Raw genomic sequence first — 16280 nt, 5'->3', positions numbered from 1 at the left:
ATACATAGAAAAACCATCTCTATAAACGAGATGGTTTTTTATTTGGTATAATTTTATGTTAATACATTAAGTTATTCTTGATTAATAGCTTTGAATTATTATTTTTGTTGATTGTAACAATTATAAGATAATTATTTAAAGTGAACATGAAAAATAAATTTGTATTTGGATTACTATTATTATTGCAATTTAGCAATGTTTTTGCACAAGAGGTAAAAAAAGAAGTATTATTCACTATTGACAATAAGCCATATTATACGGATGAATTTATTAGAGTTTATAACAAAAATTTAGATTTAGTTAAAGATGACTCACAAAAAGATATTGATGTTTATTTTGATTTATTTTTAGGATATAAATTAAAAGTTGACAAAGCTTATAAAAGTGGTTTGCAAAACAGCCTAAAATATCAAAACGAATTAAAATCTTATCGAACTCAACTTTCAAAAAATTATACTAGTGACTCTAAAGTTACTGAAGCACTAACTAAAGAAGCTTATGATCGTTCTCTTAAAGAAGTAAGAGCATCACATATTTTAATTTTAGTAGATGAAAATGCTATGCCAGCTGATACATTAAAAGCTTACAATGAAGCTATCAAAATAAGAAACGAAATTAAAAACGGAATGTCTTTTGAAGATGCTGCTGTAAAATATTCGCAAGATCCATCAGCAAAAGACAACAAAGGAGATTTAGGCTATTTTTCTGCTTTTAGAATGGTGTATCCGTTTGAAAGTGCAGCTTTTAATACTTCTAAAGGTGATATTTCTAAACCTACACGTACTCGTTTTGGCTATCACTTGATAAAAGTAGTTGATCAAAGAGATAATAAAGGTGAAGTAACTGTTGCTCACATAATGGTTTTAGAAAAGAAAGACGACAACGGAAATGATTTGTCAAAAAATACTATTGAAGATATTTACCAAAAATTACAACAAGGTGAAAGATTTGAATCTTTAGCTCAACAATTTTCAGAAGATAAATCATCATCCACAAAAGGTGGTGTTTTACAACGTTTTGGAACAGGGCAATTGAGTTCTAATGAGTTTGAAGAAGTAGCTTTTTCTCTTAAAAACCCTAATGATGTTTCGAAGCCTTTTAAAACTCAATTTGGTTGGCATGTTGTAAAACTTATTGAAAGACATCCAGTTAAAACATTTGATGAATCGAAAATAGAATTAGAAAATAAAATTAGAAGAGATGATCGCTCTAAGTTAATTACTTCTTCATTAACTGAAAAATTAAAGAATAAATATACAGTTTCTACAGATAAAAAAACATTAACTGCAGTAAAAAAATTAGTAACAGATGATTACTATAAACAAACTTGGGAAGTTAGTGCAGAAGTTTTAAAAGCCAACAATAAAGAGTTGTTGGTTGTTAATAAGGATGAGAAAATTAATGCAGCTGTATTTTTACAATATCTTCAAGAACAACAAAAACAAAATGTTCAAATTAAACCTATCAATAATTTAGTGGATCATTTCTACGATCAATTTATTGATGTTAAATTAAATGAATATTATGATGCTCATTTAGAATCAGAATATCCAGAATTTAGTTATGTAATGGATGAATATAGAGATGGTTTGTTGTTGTTTGATTTGATGGAAAAAGAAATTTGGGAGCGTTCTAAATCAGACTCTATTGGACAAAAACAATTTTATTTAGATAATATTGCTAATTACAAATGGAAAAAAAGAGTTGAAACAGAAATTTATTCTTCTACTAACAAATCGGATATTGAAAAAGCATTTAAATATGCTAAAAAGGGTAAAGATTCTGATTACATAAAAGGAAAAATAAATGAAGAGGGTAAAGTAAATGTAATGGTTCAAAGTGGTGTTTATGAAGAAGATGATAAAATTTTACCAAAAAAAATAGAGCTAAATTCAGGGCTTTCTGAAATCGTTAAAGAAGGTGATTATTATTTCTTTTTAAATACCCAAAAAGTATTGCCATCACAATCTAAAGATTTCTTAGAAGCAAGAGGAAGAGTTATCAATGACTACCAACAATATTTAGAAGCAAATTGGGTTACTGAATTGAAGAAAAACGTTGAAATTAAAGTTAATAATGACGTTTTACAAAAAGTAAAAAATCAATTAAAATAAACCTAATGAAATTTAGATTCTTGTTTATAGCTTTTTTTGCATTATTTATTTCTTGTAATAAAGAGACAAATGAAGTAGATCATGTTGCTATCGCTAGAGTTAACAATTCAAGCTTATATAAAGAAGATATTAAAGATTTAGTGCCAGCAGGAACTTCAAAAGAAGATAGTTTGGTTATCGTAAAAGATTTTATTGATCGATGGGCTTCCCAAAAATTATTGTTCAATGCTGCTGAGTTAAATCTTTCAGATGAAAAGCAGACAGAACTAAATAAACTGGTGGAACAATATAAGAAAGATTTATATACTAAAGCCTATATAGAACAATTAGTATACAAATCATTAGATACAGTAGTTAGTGAAAAAGAATTGAGTGAATATTACGCAAAAAATAAGGAGAATTTCAAAACAAACGCAGCTTTGGTTAAGATGAGTTATATTCAAATTAATAAAAGTAATCCTAAACTTAATATACTTTCAAATAAATTTGTGAATAGTAGCAAAGAAAATAAGGAATTTTTAACAAACAGCACCATTGAATTTAAAAGTTATGCCTTTAATGATTCTATATGGATTGATATGAATCAAGTTTATGAAAAACTACCTGTTGTAAATGTAGATAATAAAGAAAATTACATTATAGCAGGAAAAACAGTTAAATTTGCCGATTCAACGGATATGTATTTGATTAAAACATCTAATTATATTGATAAAAATCAAATTTCACCATTTCAATATATAAAACCTACATTAAAAAAAGTTATCCTTAATAAACGAAAAACAGAATTAATAAATAAATATCAAAAAGACATCACAACAGATGCTCTTAAAGACAAGAAATATGAAATATACAAGTAAATTAAAAGCACTTTTTGTGTTTATACTTTTGGCTGTGACTACCTTACAAGCACAACCTAAAAAACAAAAAATTGATGGAGTAGCAGCAGTTGTTGGAGATTATGTTGTCTTAGACTCAGATATTGATTTAATGATGATCGAATTAAGAGCGCAAGGTATTTCTAGCGAAAATGTCACAAGATGTGAGTTGCTTGGAAAACTCTTAGAAGACAAATTATATGCTCATCATGCTGTTCAAGACAGTTTAGTGGTAACAGATGAAGAAGTAAGAGGTTATATGGATGAACAACTTGGAGTAATGGTTGAGCAAATAGGTTCAATGGATAAAGTTGTGAAATATTACAATAAGAAAAACGCAGATGATTTTAAAAGCTACTTTTTTGATATCATTAAAATGAACAAACTTGTTCAAGCAATGAATAAAAAAATTGTTGATGACATAGAAATCACTCCCGAAGAAGTTAGAAATTTCTTCAATAAAATTCCAAAAGATGAAATTCCAACTATAGGTTCGGAAGTAGAAATAGCACAGATTGTTGTAAAGCCAATTGTAAGTGAAGCTGAAAAACAAAAAGTGATTAAAAAACTAAAAGAAATAAAGCAAGATGTTTTAGAAAATGGGTCGAGTTTTACTACAAAAGCTGTGCTTTATACAGAAGATAGGGCATCTGCTCCAAATGGTGGTTATTACAAAATCAACAAGAAAACACAATTCGTAAAAGAATTTAAAGATGTTGCCTTTACATTAGAAGAAGGTGAAATTTCTGAACCTTTTGAAACAGTTTATGGCTTTCATATTATTAAAGTAGAAAAAATATTAGGTCAAGAAATTGAATTAAGACACATTTTAATGTCGCCAAAAGTTAGTGAAGAAGCATTGACAGAAGCTAAAACTAGAATAGAAAACATTAGAGCAAAAATTTTAAATAAAGAACTTACATTTGCTGAAGCAGCAAAGTCATTATCAGAAGATAAAGAAACTAAGAATAACGGTGGAATTATTTTGAATCCTAAAACTTTAGAACCAAAATTTGAGTTGACTAAAATGGATCCATCTCTTTACAATGAAATTTCAGAATTACAAACCAATGAAATTTCAAGAGTTATTTTAGATGAAATTCCTGGAGAAGGAAAGTTTTTTAAGATAATTACCGTTAACCAAAAAACAGAAGAACACACTGCAGATTTCTCTAAGGACTTTATTAAAATCAAAGAAATTGCACTAAAAGACAAGCAAATTACTGCAATTGGGAAATGGACTAAAGAAAAAATTACACAAACTTACATCAAAATTAACGGTGAATATCGCGATTGCGTTTTTGCTAGTGATTGGTTGAAGAAAGAGATAAAATAATTTTTGTATTTTAGAAACTTAATATTAGAAAACTAAAATCTATATGTCAGACGTTGCAGCATTAAAACAATTGGTTGAAAAGAAAGCTGAACTTCAAAGAGAAGTTGCTAAAGTAATCATTGGACAAGATGAAGTTGTAAACCAAATAATTTTGAGTATTTTTTCAGGAGGACACGCGCTTTTAGTTGGTGTGCCTGGTTTAGCTAAAACTTTAATGGTTAACACAATTTCACAAGCTTTAGGTTTAAATTTTAAAAGAATTCAGTTTACACCCGATTTAATGCCTTCTGATATTTTAGGAAGTGAAATATTAGATGAAAACCGTCAATTTAAATTTATAAAAGGACCAGTTTTTTCCAATATTATTTTGGCAGATGAGATTAACAGAACACCACCAAAAACACAAGCTGCCCTTTTAGAAGCTATGCAAGAACGTGCTGTAACAGTTGCTGGTCATCACTATAAATTAGATTTACCTTATTTTGTATTAGCAACTCAAAATCCTATTGAGCAAGAAGGAACGTACCCATTACCAGAAGCACAATTAGACCGTTTTATGTTTGCTATTAAGTTGGATTACCCAACATTTCAAGAAGAAATAGATGTTGTAAAAGCAACAACTTCAGATCATAAACCAGTGGTTAATTCTTTGTTTTCGGCTCAGGAAATTATAGACTTTCAAAATGTAATTCGTAAAATTCCTGTGGCTGATAACGTAATTGAATATGCAGTTACTTTGGTAAGCAAAACAAGACCTGATAATCCATTGACTACAGATTTTGTAAAAACATATATTGATTGGGGAGCAGGGCCAAGGGCTTCACAAAATTTAATTTTAGCAGCCAAAGCTAATGCAGCTTTTAATGGAAAATATTCTCCAGATATAGAAGATGTAAAAGCGGTTGCCAAAGGAATTTTGAGACACAGAATTGTAAAAAATTACAAAGCTGATGCCGAAGGAATTTCTGAAGAAATGATCATTGAAAAGCTGTTTTAATAACAGCTTTTTTTGTGGCTCAAATATTTTAGTTAATTTGGAATCATACTAAATACTTTCCGAATTATGAAATTAATAAAAACAAGCCGTTGATTTTATCAAATTGCTATTTTTTAAACTTAAAAATAGTAAAAACGAAACAAATTGCGTTTCTGTTGAAAAATATTCATTAAAACAGCTACTTCTTAATTAATAATTCTTCTAAATTAAGTTTTTATTAAAAATTTTCAATTCTCATTAAGATTTCTTAAATTTGTTCCACTAAAAAAATAACAAACTTAATAATTAATTTATACTATGGCATTTGATATAGAAATGATTAAACAAGTGTATGCAACTATGGCTGAACGTGTTGATAAAGCTCGTGATATAGTTGGACGTCCACTTACATTGTCAGAAAAGATTTTGTATTCTCACCTTTGGGACGGAAATCCTACAACAGCTTACACTAGAGGTAAAGATTATGTAGATTTTGCTCCAGATAGAGTAGCTTGTCAAGATGCAACTGCTCAAATGGCTTTATTGCAATTTATGCATGCCAATAAGAAAACAGTAGCTGTTCCAACAACAGTGCACTGTGATCACTTAATTTTAGCTAAAGACGGTGCTAAAAAAGATTTAGCATTAGCAAACGAACAATCAAGAGAAGTTTTTGACTTTTTATCATCAGTTTCAGATAAATATGGAATTGGTTTTTGGAAACCAGGTTCGGGAATTATTCACCAAATCGTTTTAGAAAATTATGCATTTCCAGGTGGAATGATGATTGGTACAGATTCACATACAGTAAATGCTGGTGGATTAGGAATGTTAGCCATTGGTGTTGGTGGAGCAGATGCAGTTGATGTAATGTCTGGAATGTCATGGGAATTGAAATTTCCAAAATTAATTGGAGTTAAATTAACTGGAAAACTTTCGGGTTGGACAGCACCAAAAGATGTTATTCTTAAAGTAGCTGATATTCTTACTGTAAAAGGTGGAACAGGTGCAATTGTAGAATATTTTGGTGAAGGAGCAACTTCAATGTCTTGTACAGGTAAAGGAACAATTTGTAATATGGGTGCAGAAATTGGGGCTACAACTTCAACTTTTGGTTATGATGACTCAATGAGAAGGTATTTATCAGCAACTGATCGTCAAGATGTAGTAGATGCTGCTGATAAAGTTGCAGCATACTTAACGGCAGATGCTGAAGTTTATGCAAATCCAGAAACTTATTTTGATCAGGTTATCGAAATTAACCTTTCGGAACTAGAACCACATATCAACGGACCATTTACTCCAGATAGAGGAACTCCAGTTTCTAAAATGAAAGAAGAAGCTCAAGCTAATGGATGGCCAATTAAAGTGGAATGGGGATTAATAGGTTCTTGTACAAACTCTTCATATGAAGATATGTCAAGAGCAGCTTCAATTGTGCAACAAGCAATTGATAACGGAATTACACCAAAAGCGGAATTCGGAATTAATCCAGGTTCAGAACAAATTAGATATACTATTGAAAGAGATGGAATCATTGACACTTTTGAAAAGTTAGGTACAAAAGTTTTTACTAATGCTTGTGGACCATGTATCGGTCAATGGGATAGAGAAGGTGCAAACAAAGAAGAGAAAAATACTATTGTACACTCATTCAACAGAAACTTTTCTAAACGTGCTGACGGAAACCCAAATACTCACGCTTTTGTAACTTCACCTGAGATGGTTGCTGCTTTAGCACTTTCTGGAAGACTAGATTTCAATCCTTTAACAGATGCTTTAATCAATGATAAAGGTGAAGAAGTAATGTTAAAAACCCCTTATGGTGATGAATTACCTAAAAAAGGATTTGATGTTGAAGATGCTGGTTTTCAAGCTCCAGCTGAAGATGGAAGTGGAGTTGAAGTAGTTGTTTCTCCAACTTCAGATAGACTTCAATTATTAGCTCCTTTTGAACCGTGGGATGGAAAAAATATTACAGGTGCAAAATTATTAATTAAAGCATTTGGTAAATGTACAACAGATCATATTTCTATGGCTGGACCATGGTTACGTTTCCGTGGACATTTAGATAATATTTCTAACAATATGTTGATTGGTGCTGTCAATGCATTTGGTCAAGCAACAAATAAAGTTAAAAATCAATTAACAGGTGCTTTTGATACTGTTCCTGCAACAGCAAGAGCATATAAAGCAGCTGGTGTTCCTTCAATTGTTGTTGGAGATCACAATTATGGTGAAGGTTCTTCAAGAGAACATGCTGCAATGGAACCTAGGTTTTTAGGAGTTAAAGCGGTTTTAGTTAAATCTTTTGCTCGAATTCATGAAACAAACCTTAAAAAGCAAGGTATGTTAGGTTTAACATTTGCTAATGAAGCTGATTATGATAAAATTCAAGAAGATGATACAATTAACTTCTTAGATTTAACAGAGTTTGCTCCAGGAAAGCCATTGACTATAGAATTGGTTCATGCTGACGGTTCGAAAGATATAATAATGGCAAATCATACTTATAATGACGGTCAAATTGAATGGTTTAAAGCAGGTTCTGCACTTAATTTAATTGCTGCAGAGAACGCATAATTTTCTTTTAAAGTAATTTAAAACACAAAACTCTTGAATTAGTATAAAAGCTATTCAAGAGTTTTTTTATATCATAACTTTTAATTTATCGTACTTGATGGATGGTAAAATAACAATCTTCATCAGTTCCTAAAAGGGATAAGTTTAGTAGATTGCTTACTACATTAAATTGGATAGTGTCTCCAGTGTTTAATTGTACAAGCGTTTGTGAATTTCTTATTGGAGGTGTAACATTAATTGTACCTATAATAGTGATGCCTATATTAGCAAAACTATTTTGAGAAATTACACTTCCATTTTTTAAAATTTGAACTCCAAAATTAGTTGCAACGCTTAGTCCAGAACCTCTAATTTGGACATATACACTATAGATGCCATCTTGTTTTGCCGAATAAACATGCGTCGTATTGTTGAACTCTGAGTTTGTGTCGAAGTCGGTAATGTTAAAAGGAATAATTGAAGTGTTAGATGTTAAAGATAACGCAACATTTGAACCACTTGAAAAATTTCCTTTTATGAAAGTTTTTAAGTGACTTTCGATGACTTTTTTTGAGGAAATTCGTGCAATGTTTCCAAGATTATCAGAAACTAAAATAGAATCTTTTGCGGCTGATTCATTAAGGTTTGTGTTTGTTGTTCTAACTCTTAGCGTTCCATTGATATCAAAATCTGCGGTAGGGTTTGTTGTTCCTATTCCAACTTGAGCATGCATAAAGCTAATGTTGAAAATAAGAAAAAAAAGGTAGGTTTTTTTCATGTTGTTTGATTTAAGGGATAGTAAAAATACTAAAATTTAACAAAAAAAGCCGTTTTAAATGTATAAAAACATGTTTAAGTTCCTTTAATTTTTATTTTTTAAGACCTTTTATTGTTTGATAATATATTTAGTTCTGATTTTTTTGGATAAAATGTTTTTTTTTGAGAGAAAAATAAATAGTGACATTTAATATGAAATAGTACTTAAAGTTTTAAAGATTTGAATGTAATTTATAAATAAGAAAATCAAGCTTTCTTAAATAAAAGTTAGGGTGTTTTATTTATCTGTAATATTGATTAACTTTGAAAGAAAGAAAATAAGCTATGAACTCTCTTTGGTTTTTTGATGATGTAAATTTATTCACCATTCTTTGTCCGCATCGTTTTAAGGATTTTAAGAAATCTCATGAATTTAATATTTATAAAAAGAACGATTATATTTATTTTGAAGAAGATAGTGCTGATAAAATTTACTTAATAAATTATGGTAAAGTTAAAATCGGTTATGTGACAGAAGATGGAGATGAAATTATAATGGCTATTTTATCTAGAGGTGAAATTTTTGGAGAAAAAGCAATTTTGGGTGAAGAAAAAAGAAATGAATTTGCTCAAGCAATCGATTCAGAAACTTCATTGTGTACAATTTCAACTGATATGATGATTGATTTGCTTAGAGAAAATAAAGAATTCAGTTTGAAAATTTATAAGTTCATTGGTTTTCGATTTAAAAAATTAGAAAGAAGATTACAATTGTTATTATTTAAAGATACTAAAACAAGGTTAAAAGAATTCATCAAAGAATTAGGAGAAGATTTTGGGTATAAAAATGTTGTGACTGGTGACACAATTATCAAACAACCTTATACACAGAAAGAGCTTGCTACGCTTATTGGTACTTCGAGACCAACATTGAATATATTGCTAAACGAATTAAAAGAAGAAGAGTATTTAGATTTTGATAGAAAAGAAATCACCTTAAAAAAAAATAAAAATCATATTAATTAAAATAAAAAAAATCCGTTCCAATAGATAGAACGGATTTTTTATTGAATTAAAATTAACTACTAATAGTAAGTATAACGTCTTACTTTGGCAATATATTTAGCCAAACGAATAACTTGGTGACTATACCCATACTCATTATCATACCAAACATATAAAACAATATTTTTTCCGTCTCCAGAAACAATTGTTGCATTACTATCAAAGATTGATGGAGCAGAAGTTCCAACAATATCAGATGATACTAATTCGTTGTTTAAAGAATATTTAATTTGCTCTACTAATTTACCTTCAAGAGCATATTTTTTCATGATGTTGTTTACATCTTCAACTGAGGTTTCTTTACCAACTTCTAAATTTAATACAACTAATGAACCATTTGGAACAGGAACACGAATAGCATTTGAAGTTAATTTTCCAGCTAAATTTGGTAATGCTTTTGCAACAGCAGATCCAGCACCAGTTTCAGTAATAACCATGTTCAATGCAGCAGCTCTACCACGACGGTATTTTTTGTGCATATTGTCCACAAGATTTTGGTCATTAGTGTAGGCATGAATAGTCTCTAAATGTCCTTTTACAACTCCTAAAGTGTCTTCAATAGCTTTTAAAATTGGAGTAATTGCATTTGTTGTACATGAGGCAGCAGAGAAAATATCAACTGTGTCAGGATTGTATTCTTCATGATTTACACCATGAACAATGTTTGGAACCCCTTTTCCTGGAGCAGTTAATAAAACTTTGGCAGCTCCTTTTGATGTTAAATGTCTTTTTAATGCTTCTTCAGTTGTAAATGCACCAGTGTTATCAATAACTAAAGCATCATCGATCCCATATGTGGTGTAATCAATATCTTCTGGTCCGTTTGCGGTAATAATATGAACAGTAGTTCCATTAATGATTAAAGCGTTATTTTCTACATCAGCTTCTACTGAACCCTCAAAATCTCCATGAACTGAATCATATCTTAATAATGAAGCTCTTTTTTCTAATAAAGTGGCATCACTTTTATCTCTTGTAACAATTGCACGTAAACGTAATTGTTGACCTTTACCCATTTTGCTCATCATCTCACGAGCTAATAAACGTCCAATTCTACCAAATCCGTAAAGTACAACATCTTTTGGTTTGATTTCGTTTGTACCTTTTGCATCTTTTAATTTGTCAATAACAAAAGCTTTTGCGTCATTGTATTTATCATCTTCTAAATGATATTCATACGTTAGTTTACCAATATCAATTTTTGAAGGAGGTAAATCTAAACTGTTGATAGCTTCAGCAATTTCAACAGAATCAAAAATGTTGATTGGTTTTTGAACAAATGCACCAGCATACTCGTGTAAGTTAATGATATCACTTACGTTTCTATCAATTAATTGATTTCTAAATAAAACTAATTCTATAGATTTATCATACCATAAATCACTAATGATTTTGATAAATTCTACACCAGCTTTTCTTCTGTCAGCCTGAAAAGAAAGCTCTTTCTCGTATAAGTTGTTGTTACTCATGAAATAAGTTGTAAAAGTGTGTTGTTAAATTTTTTGCAAAAATATAGATTTCAAACGTTTTCGTAAAGCTTTTTCTTTCTTTTTTTTAATAAAAAAAACCAGCCTAAGTGACTGGTTTAATTTTTAAAGGTTTTTTTTGTTAGAATATTACTGAAAACACTTGACCATTTTGAGTCATAATTTTATATTGAGCTCTTTCTGATTTCTTTGTGTTTAAATAACTTGAAACACTGCTAATATCTGTCGCTTTTCTACCATCAATAGAAAGAATAATTCCACCTAAAAGTTGATCTTGATACTGAATTAACTCTGGATTATTAATCTTACTTATTTTTACACCATAATCTAAATTCAATGATTTTTTATCATTTTCATCAATATCCGATAATTCAATCTGATTGAATTCAATCGTTAATAATTCTCTCTTAGTTAATTTAACTGGAATTACTTTTTCTTTTTCATTTCTAATTACAGTAACATTTACAAGATCATCAGGTCTTTTAGTATTAATATAAGAAGTTAAATCTTTAAAACCTGTTACCATTTTGTCATCTAATTTTGTAATTATATCTCCTTTTTTTAATCCCGCTTTTTCAGCACCTGATTTTTTAGTAACATTAGAGATATAAAAACCTTTTGATAACGTTGTGCCTAATTCTTCTGATGCATTCTGATTCAATTCACGACCTTCAATTCCTAAAACACCTCTTTGTACATTTCCAAACTGCATTAAATCTTCTACAATTTTTCTAGTAATATTAGAAGGAACTGCAAATGAATATCCAACATAAGACCCAGTTTGTGAAGAAATCATAGTGTTAATACCAATCAATTCTCCTCTAGTATTTACCAGAGCACCACCACTGTTACCTGGATTTACTGCGGCATCAGTTTGGATAAATGATTGAATTCCGTTGTTGGTTAGATCTCTAGCTTTTGCAGAAACAATTCCAGCTGTAACTGTTGAGGTTAAATTGTAAGGATTTCCTACCGCTAAAACCCATTCACCTACTTTTATTTCATCAGAATCGCCAAAAATAGCAAAAGGTAATTTTTCATCAGCTTCTATTTTCAATAAAGCAATATCCATCTTAGAATCGGTTCCTACAAGTTTAGCTTTAAAAGTTCTGTTGTCATTTAAAGTTACTTCAAGTTCACTAGCATTTTGAATAACGTGATTATTAGTAACAATAAAACCATCTTCACTTATAATTACGCCAGAACCTGTTCCTACTTGATATTGTTCTTGCATTCCATCTCCGTTGCCAAAAATATACGCAAAAGGATCTCTATATACTCGCTGAGTAGTCATGTTTTTTACGTGTACAACATTGTGTACTGTGTTTTCGGCTGCAGCAGTGAAATCAACAGTTTCGGCACTTAGTCCGGCATTTTTTATGTAATTTGGAGAGGCTACAGTAATTGAGCTATTTTCGGTTGAATCAAAAAATAACTTATAAGCTCCCAAAGTTATCGCTCCACTGAACAACGATACCAGTAATAAACTTCCTAATTTTTTCATTCTGTTATGGTTTTTAATTATTTAATAGGTTAAAATTAATACATATTATTTTATAAAAAATTGGTTTAACGCACGATTAACAATGTTTAACATCTTATTAATATTTGTACTTTTGCACTAATACATTTTTTATGAATATACATTTTTACAAATATCAAGGTACTGGAAACGATTTTGTCATGATTGATAATCGACAAGATATATTTCCCAAAAATGATACCAAACTCATTGCACAGCTGTGTGATAGGAAATTTGGAGTTGGAGCTGATGGATTAATTCTGTTGGAAAATCATTCATATTTAGACTTTACAATGGTTTATTATAATTCTGATGGAAATGAAAGCTCTATGTGTGGTAATGGTGGACGATGTTTGGTTGCTTTTGCCAAACACATGAATGTGATTTCAAATGAAGCTACTTTTGAAGCCATAGACGGGTTGCATTATGCTACAATAGATGAAGAAGGGGTTGTTTCGCTTCAAATGAAAGATGTTGAAGAAATTAAAACAGAGGAAAATTATACCTTTTTAGACACTGGTTCTCCACATCATGTGACTTTGGTTGAGGATTTAAAAGGATTTAATGTAAAAAAAGAAGGAGCAAAAATTAGATATTCTGATTTATATGGAAGTGCAGGAAGTAACATTAACTTTGTAAAGCAGTTAGAAAATGACATTTTTGCAGTTCGAACGTATGAACGTGGTGTGGAAGATGAAACTTTGTCTTGTGGAACAGGAGTAACTGCTGTGGCAATTGCGATGTACGAAATAGGAAAAACAACAAGTAAAGAAATAAAATTGAATGTAGAAGGAGGAAATTTAAAAGTAAAATTTGATGTTGAAGACAATAAATTTACCAATGTATTTTTAATTGGACCAGCTACTTTTGTTTTTGAAGGAACTATAAATAGTTAATAGATATGATGGCAATTTTTGTAGTATTTTTAGTTTTGATAATGATAGTTGTTGGTGTTGCAGTAGCAATATTAATAAAGAAAAAAGACAATTGATATTTTGATTACTCTAAAAGGAAATAATATCTATTTAAGAGCTCTTGAGCCAGAAGATTTAGCATTCATCTATACAATAGAGAATGATGAATCCATTTGGAATGTCAGTAATACACAAACACCTTACAGTAAGTTTCTAATAAAACAATATCTAGAAAACGCACATCAAGATATTTATGAAGCTAAACAATTACGATTGGCAATTTGTTTAAATAACTCTGAAGAGGCCATTGGTTTGATTGATTTGTTTGATTTTGATCCAACAAATAATCGTGCAGGAATTGGCATTATCATTCATCAAGATGATAAAAGAGAAAAAGGAATTGGTTCTGAAGCCCTTGAACTTTTAATAAACTATTCTTTTACTCATTTGCAATTGCATCAACTTTATGCAAATATCGGTACAGAAAACGTTATCAGTATAGCTCTTTTTACTAAATTTGGTTTCGAATTAATAGGAATAAAAAAACAATGGAATAAAGTTGATAATCACTATAAAGATGAGGCTTTATACCAATTAATTAACATCAAATAATTATATTTTGAATCTAAAAAAATTAGTTGCAATAATTGCAGTTGTCGGAATTGTTATTGCTGGAATCATTACTTTTTATGTGTATAATCAAGCATTTACTGCTAACACGACTTTTAATCAAAAAGAAGTTTTTGTCTATGTTCCATCACATTCAACATATGAACAAGCTAAAGAAATCATTTCTCCTTTTGTAAAAGATATTGATAAATTTGATTTCGTAGCCCAAAAAAGAAACTACAATTCAAATGTAAAAGCGGGTAAATTTTTATTAAAAAAAGACATGACCACTTTTGATATTGTTAGAGCTATGAAAAGTAATGTTCCTGTTAAATTGGCTTTTAACAACCAAGAAACATTAGAGAAATTAGCCGAAAGAATAACAACACAAGTAGAACCAAAAAAAGAAGAATTATTAGCAGCTTTCTTAAATCCTGAATTTTTAGCAAACAATGGGTTTAATGAAGAAACTGTTTTGGTAATGTTTATTCCAAATACTTATGAGTTTTACTGGAACACTTCTGCAGAAAAAATAGCAGAAAAAATGGCTTCTGAATATAAAAAGTTTTGGAATGAAGAACGAATAGCAAAAGCTTCCGCTAAAAACTTGACACCAATTCAGGTTTCTGTTTTAGCTGCAATTGTACATAAAGAAACCGCTAAAGTAGATGAAAGACCAAGAGTTGCTGGAGTTTATTTGAATCGTTTAGCCTTAAATATGCATTTGCAAGCAGATCCAACCGTAATTTATGCGATGAAAAAAAATTCAGGTGATTTTGAACAAATCATAAAACGTGTTTATAGCAAAGATACTCAAGGTACAATTTCTCCTTATAACACTTATATCAACCAAGGTTTGCCTCCAGGACCAATCGCAATGCCAGATATTTCTGCAATTGATGCCGTTTTAAATGCAGAAAAACATGATTACATCTATTTTTGTGCTAGTGTAGAAAGAATGGGTTATCACGATTTTGCTTCTAATTATGCTGCTCATCAAGTGAATGCAAGAAAATATGCTGAATGGGTTACTAAATTGGGTATTAATCGTTAAAATCAAATGACTAACTTTTATAACTCAACCATTTTCTGGTTATCCACTTTTTTGTTAAAAAACCATGATTTTTTATTACAATTAAGGAAATTTAAGTCACTGCTTTTTTTATTAATAAGTGTTGGTTGTTTTTCTCAATCCAAAACAAATCAATTTTTAACACCTTCAGATACTTTAAATACCTCAAGAAAAACCTCTGTTTTTATAACAGAAGGAGCTGTATTAGGAGCGACTTTAATAGGTTTAAACCAAATTTGGTATAAAGATTACGAAAAATCTAAGTTTCATTTTATTAATGATAATGATCAATGGCTTCAAATGGACAAATTAGGTCATTTGTATTCATCATATCATTTGGGTAGAGTAGGAGCAGAAGCTTTGCAATGGTCTGGTGCTTCTAAAAAAGAACAATTGATTTATGGTTCAACAATTGGTTTAGGGTTTCTAACAGTTGTTGAGGTTTTTGATGGTTTTTCATCAGAATGGGGAGCTTCTTCAGGAGATATAATTGCCAATGTTTCTGGAACAGCTTTATATGTTTCTCAAGAGTTATTGTGGAATGAGCAACGAATAACTCCAAAATTCTCCTATCACAAAACAGATTTTCCTTCCTTGAGACCAAATACTTTAGGAGATACTTCATTAGAACAAATCTTGAAAGATTATAATGGTCAAAATTATTGGCTGTCATTTAATATTTATTCCTTTACTAAATTAGAATTCGTTCCTAAGTGGTTAAATTTTGCCGTAGGACATGGTGGTTCTGGAATGTTATTTGGAACTAAATCCGACGCTTTAGAAAATGGATATATTCAGAACGAATATCGTCAATTTTATCTTAGTCTTGACGTGGATTTGACGAAAATCAAAACAAATTCACAATTTTTGAAGACCGTTTTCTCTGTTTTTAACACTATAAAAATACCTGCTCCAACACTGCAACTTAATTCAAATAAGGAAGTTAGGGCTTATGGATTCTTCTTTTAGAAAAATTTAACATGCTGTAAATC

General features: G+C 30.0%; 13 protein-coding genes. 10 read left to right on the top strand and 3 right to left on the bottom strand.

All coding sequences use genetic code 11. The features are described from left to right. The first annotated feature begins 146 nt into the window (after nucleotides 1-146). The 5 genes from AABJ49_RS11290 to AABJ49_RS11270 all read left to right on the top strand — a co-directional run bounded on the left by AABJ49_RS11290 (nucleotide 147) and on the right by AABJ49_RS11270 (nucleotide 7884). Nucleotides 147-2114, top strand: coding sequence for a peptidylprolyl isomerase (locus AABJ49_RS11290; RefSeq protein ID WP_338378379.1), 1968 nt, complete (start codon nucleotides 147-149; stop codon nucleotides 2112-2114). A gap of 5 nt (nucleotides 2115-2119) precedes the next feature. Continuing rightward, nucleotides 2120-2971 (top strand): hypothetical protein, encoded by an 852-nt coding sequence (locus AABJ49_RS11285; protein ID WP_338378378.1) that lies wholly within the window; start codon nucleotides 2120-2122, stop codon nucleotides 2969-2971. Then, nucleotides 2955-4325, top strand: a complete 1371-nt coding sequence (locus AABJ49_RS11280; protein ID WP_338378377.1) for a peptidylprolyl isomerase — start codon at nucleotides 2955-2957, stop codon at nucleotides 4323-4325. The genes AABJ49_RS11285 and AABJ49_RS11280 overlap by 17 nt, the downstream gene beginning before the upstream one ends. A gap of 43 nt (nucleotides 4326-4368) precedes the next feature. Further along, entirely contained in the window at nucleotides 4369-5322 is a 954-nt protein-coding gene (locus AABJ49_RS11275) for a MoxR family ATPase (protein WP_338378376.1), read from the top strand. 297 nt (nucleotides 5323-5619) lie between these two features. Next, entirely contained in the window at nucleotides 5620-7884 is a 2265-nt protein-coding gene (locus AABJ49_RS11270) for an aconitate hydratase (RefSeq protein WP_338378375.1), read from the top strand. An 85-nt stretch (nucleotides 7885-7969) separates the two neighbouring features. Here the strand turns inward: AABJ49_RS11270 and AABJ49_RS11265 are convergent, their stop codons facing one another. Then, nucleotides 7970-8641, bottom strand: a complete 672-nt coding sequence (locus AABJ49_RS11265) for a hypothetical protein (protein ID WP_338378374.1) — start codon at nucleotides 8639-8641, stop codon at nucleotides 7970-7972. A 323-nt stretch (nucleotides 8642-8964) separates the two neighbouring features. On the opposite strand from AABJ49_RS11265, the gene AABJ49_RS11260 reads away from it, so the two are divergent. Continuing rightward, a complete protein-coding gene (locus AABJ49_RS11260; protein WP_338378373.1) occupies nucleotides 8965-9645 on the top strand; it encodes a Crp/Fnr family transcriptional regulator in 681 nt (226 codons plus the stop codon). A gap of 59 nt (nucleotides 9646-9704) precedes the next feature. On the opposite strand, the gene AABJ49_RS11255 is transcribed toward AABJ49_RS11260, so the two are convergent. Further along, on the bottom strand, nucleotides 9705-11153 hold the full coding sequence (locus tag AABJ49_RS11255) for a glyceraldehyde-3-phosphate dehydrogenase (protein WP_338378372.1): 1449 nt from the start codon (nucleotides 11151-11153) through the stop codon (nucleotides 9705-9707). 139 nt (nucleotides 11154-11292) lie between these two features. Next, nucleotides 11293-12675: a trypsin-like peptidase domain-containing protein gene (locus AABJ49_RS11250; RefSeq protein ID WP_338378371.1), complete on the bottom strand. Its 1383-nt coding sequence runs from the start codon at nucleotides 12673-12675 to the stop codon at nucleotides 11293-11295. 131 nt (nucleotides 12676-12806) lie between these two features. Between AABJ49_RS11250 and dapF the strand changes: the two genes are divergently transcribed. From dapF to AABJ49_RS11230, 4 genes are all read left to right on the top strand, one after another. Then, the gene (dapF, locus tag AABJ49_RS11245) at nucleotides 12807-13589 is read left to right on the top strand and encodes a diaminopimelate epimerase (RefSeq protein ID WP_338378370.1); all 783 of its coding nucleotides are present in this window, start codon (nucleotides 12807-12809) and stop codon (nucleotides 13587-13589) included. Nucleotides 13590-13688: 99 nt separating this feature from the next. After that, nucleotides 13689-14219, top strand: a complete 531-nt coding sequence (locus tag AABJ49_RS11240) for a GNAT family N-acetyltransferase (RefSeq protein ID WP_338378369.1) — start codon at nucleotides 13689-13691, stop codon at nucleotides 14217-14219. 7 nt (nucleotides 14220-14226) lie between these two features. After that, nucleotides 14227-15270, top strand: coding sequence for an endolytic transglycosylase MltG (gene mltG / locus AABJ49_RS11235; RefSeq protein ID WP_338378368.1), 1044 nt, complete (start codon nucleotides 14227-14229; stop codon nucleotides 15268-15270). 6 nt (nucleotides 15271-15276) lie between these two features. After that, nucleotides 15277-16257, top strand: coding sequence for a DUF2279 domain-containing protein (locus AABJ49_RS11230; protein WP_338378367.1), 981 nt, complete (start codon nucleotides 15277-15279; stop codon nucleotides 16255-16257). Nucleotides 16258-16280: the final 23 nt, after the last annotated feature.

The organism is uncultured Flavobacterium sp. (genome assembly GCF_963922255.1).
GTDB lineage: Bacteria > Bacteroidota > Bacteroidia > Flavobacteriales > Flavobacteriaceae > Flavobacterium.
Note: the sequence above shows the minus strand (reverse complement) of the source record. Positions and strands in the feature narration are given on the sequence as shown.

Excerpts from the sequence above, each read along its gene's own strand:
- AABJ49_RS11250 (WP_338378371.1), bottom strand. The coding sequence starts at position 12,675 with ATGAAAAAATTAGGAAGTTTATTACTGGTATCGTTGTTCAGTGGAGCG.
- AABJ49_RS11275 (WP_338378376.1), top strand. The coding sequence starts at position 4,369 with ATGTCAGACGTTGCAGCATTAAAACAATTGGTTGAAAAGAAAGCTGAA.
- AABJ49_RS11265 (WP_338378374.1), bottom strand. The coding sequence starts at position 8,641 with ATGAAAAAAACCTACCTTTTTTTTCTTATTTTCAACATTAGCTTTATG.
- AABJ49_RS11260 (WP_338378373.1), top strand. The coding sequence starts at position 8,965 with ATGAACTCTCTTTGGTTTTTTGATGATGTAAATTTATTCACCATTCTT.
- AABJ49_RS11270 (WP_338378375.1), top strand. The coding sequence starts at position 5,620 with ATGGCATTTGATATAGAAATGATTAAACAAGTGTATGCAACTATGGCT.
- AABJ49_RS11290 (WP_338378379.1), top strand. The coding sequence starts at position 147 with ATGAAAAATAAATTTGTATTTGGATTACTATTATTATTGCAATTTAGC.
- AABJ49_RS11230 (WP_338378367.1), top strand. The coding sequence starts at position 15,277 with ATGACTAACTTTTATAACTCAACCATTTTCTGGTTATCCACTTTTTTG.
- AABJ49_RS11280 (WP_338378377.1), top strand. The coding sequence starts at position 2,955 with ATGAAATATACAAGTAAATTAAAAGCACTTTTTGTGTTTATACTTTTG.
- AABJ49_RS11255 (WP_338378372.1), bottom strand. The coding sequence starts at position 11,153 with ATGAGTAACAACAACTTATACGAGAAAGAGCTTTCTTTTCAGGCTGAC.
- AABJ49_RS11285 (WP_338378378.1), top strand. The coding sequence starts at position 2,120 with ATGAAATTTAGATTCTTGTTTATAGCTTTTTTTGCATTATTTATTTCT.
- dapF (WP_338378370.1), top strand. The coding sequence starts at position 12,807 with ATGAATATACATTTTTACAAATATCAAGGTACTGGAAACGATTTTGTC.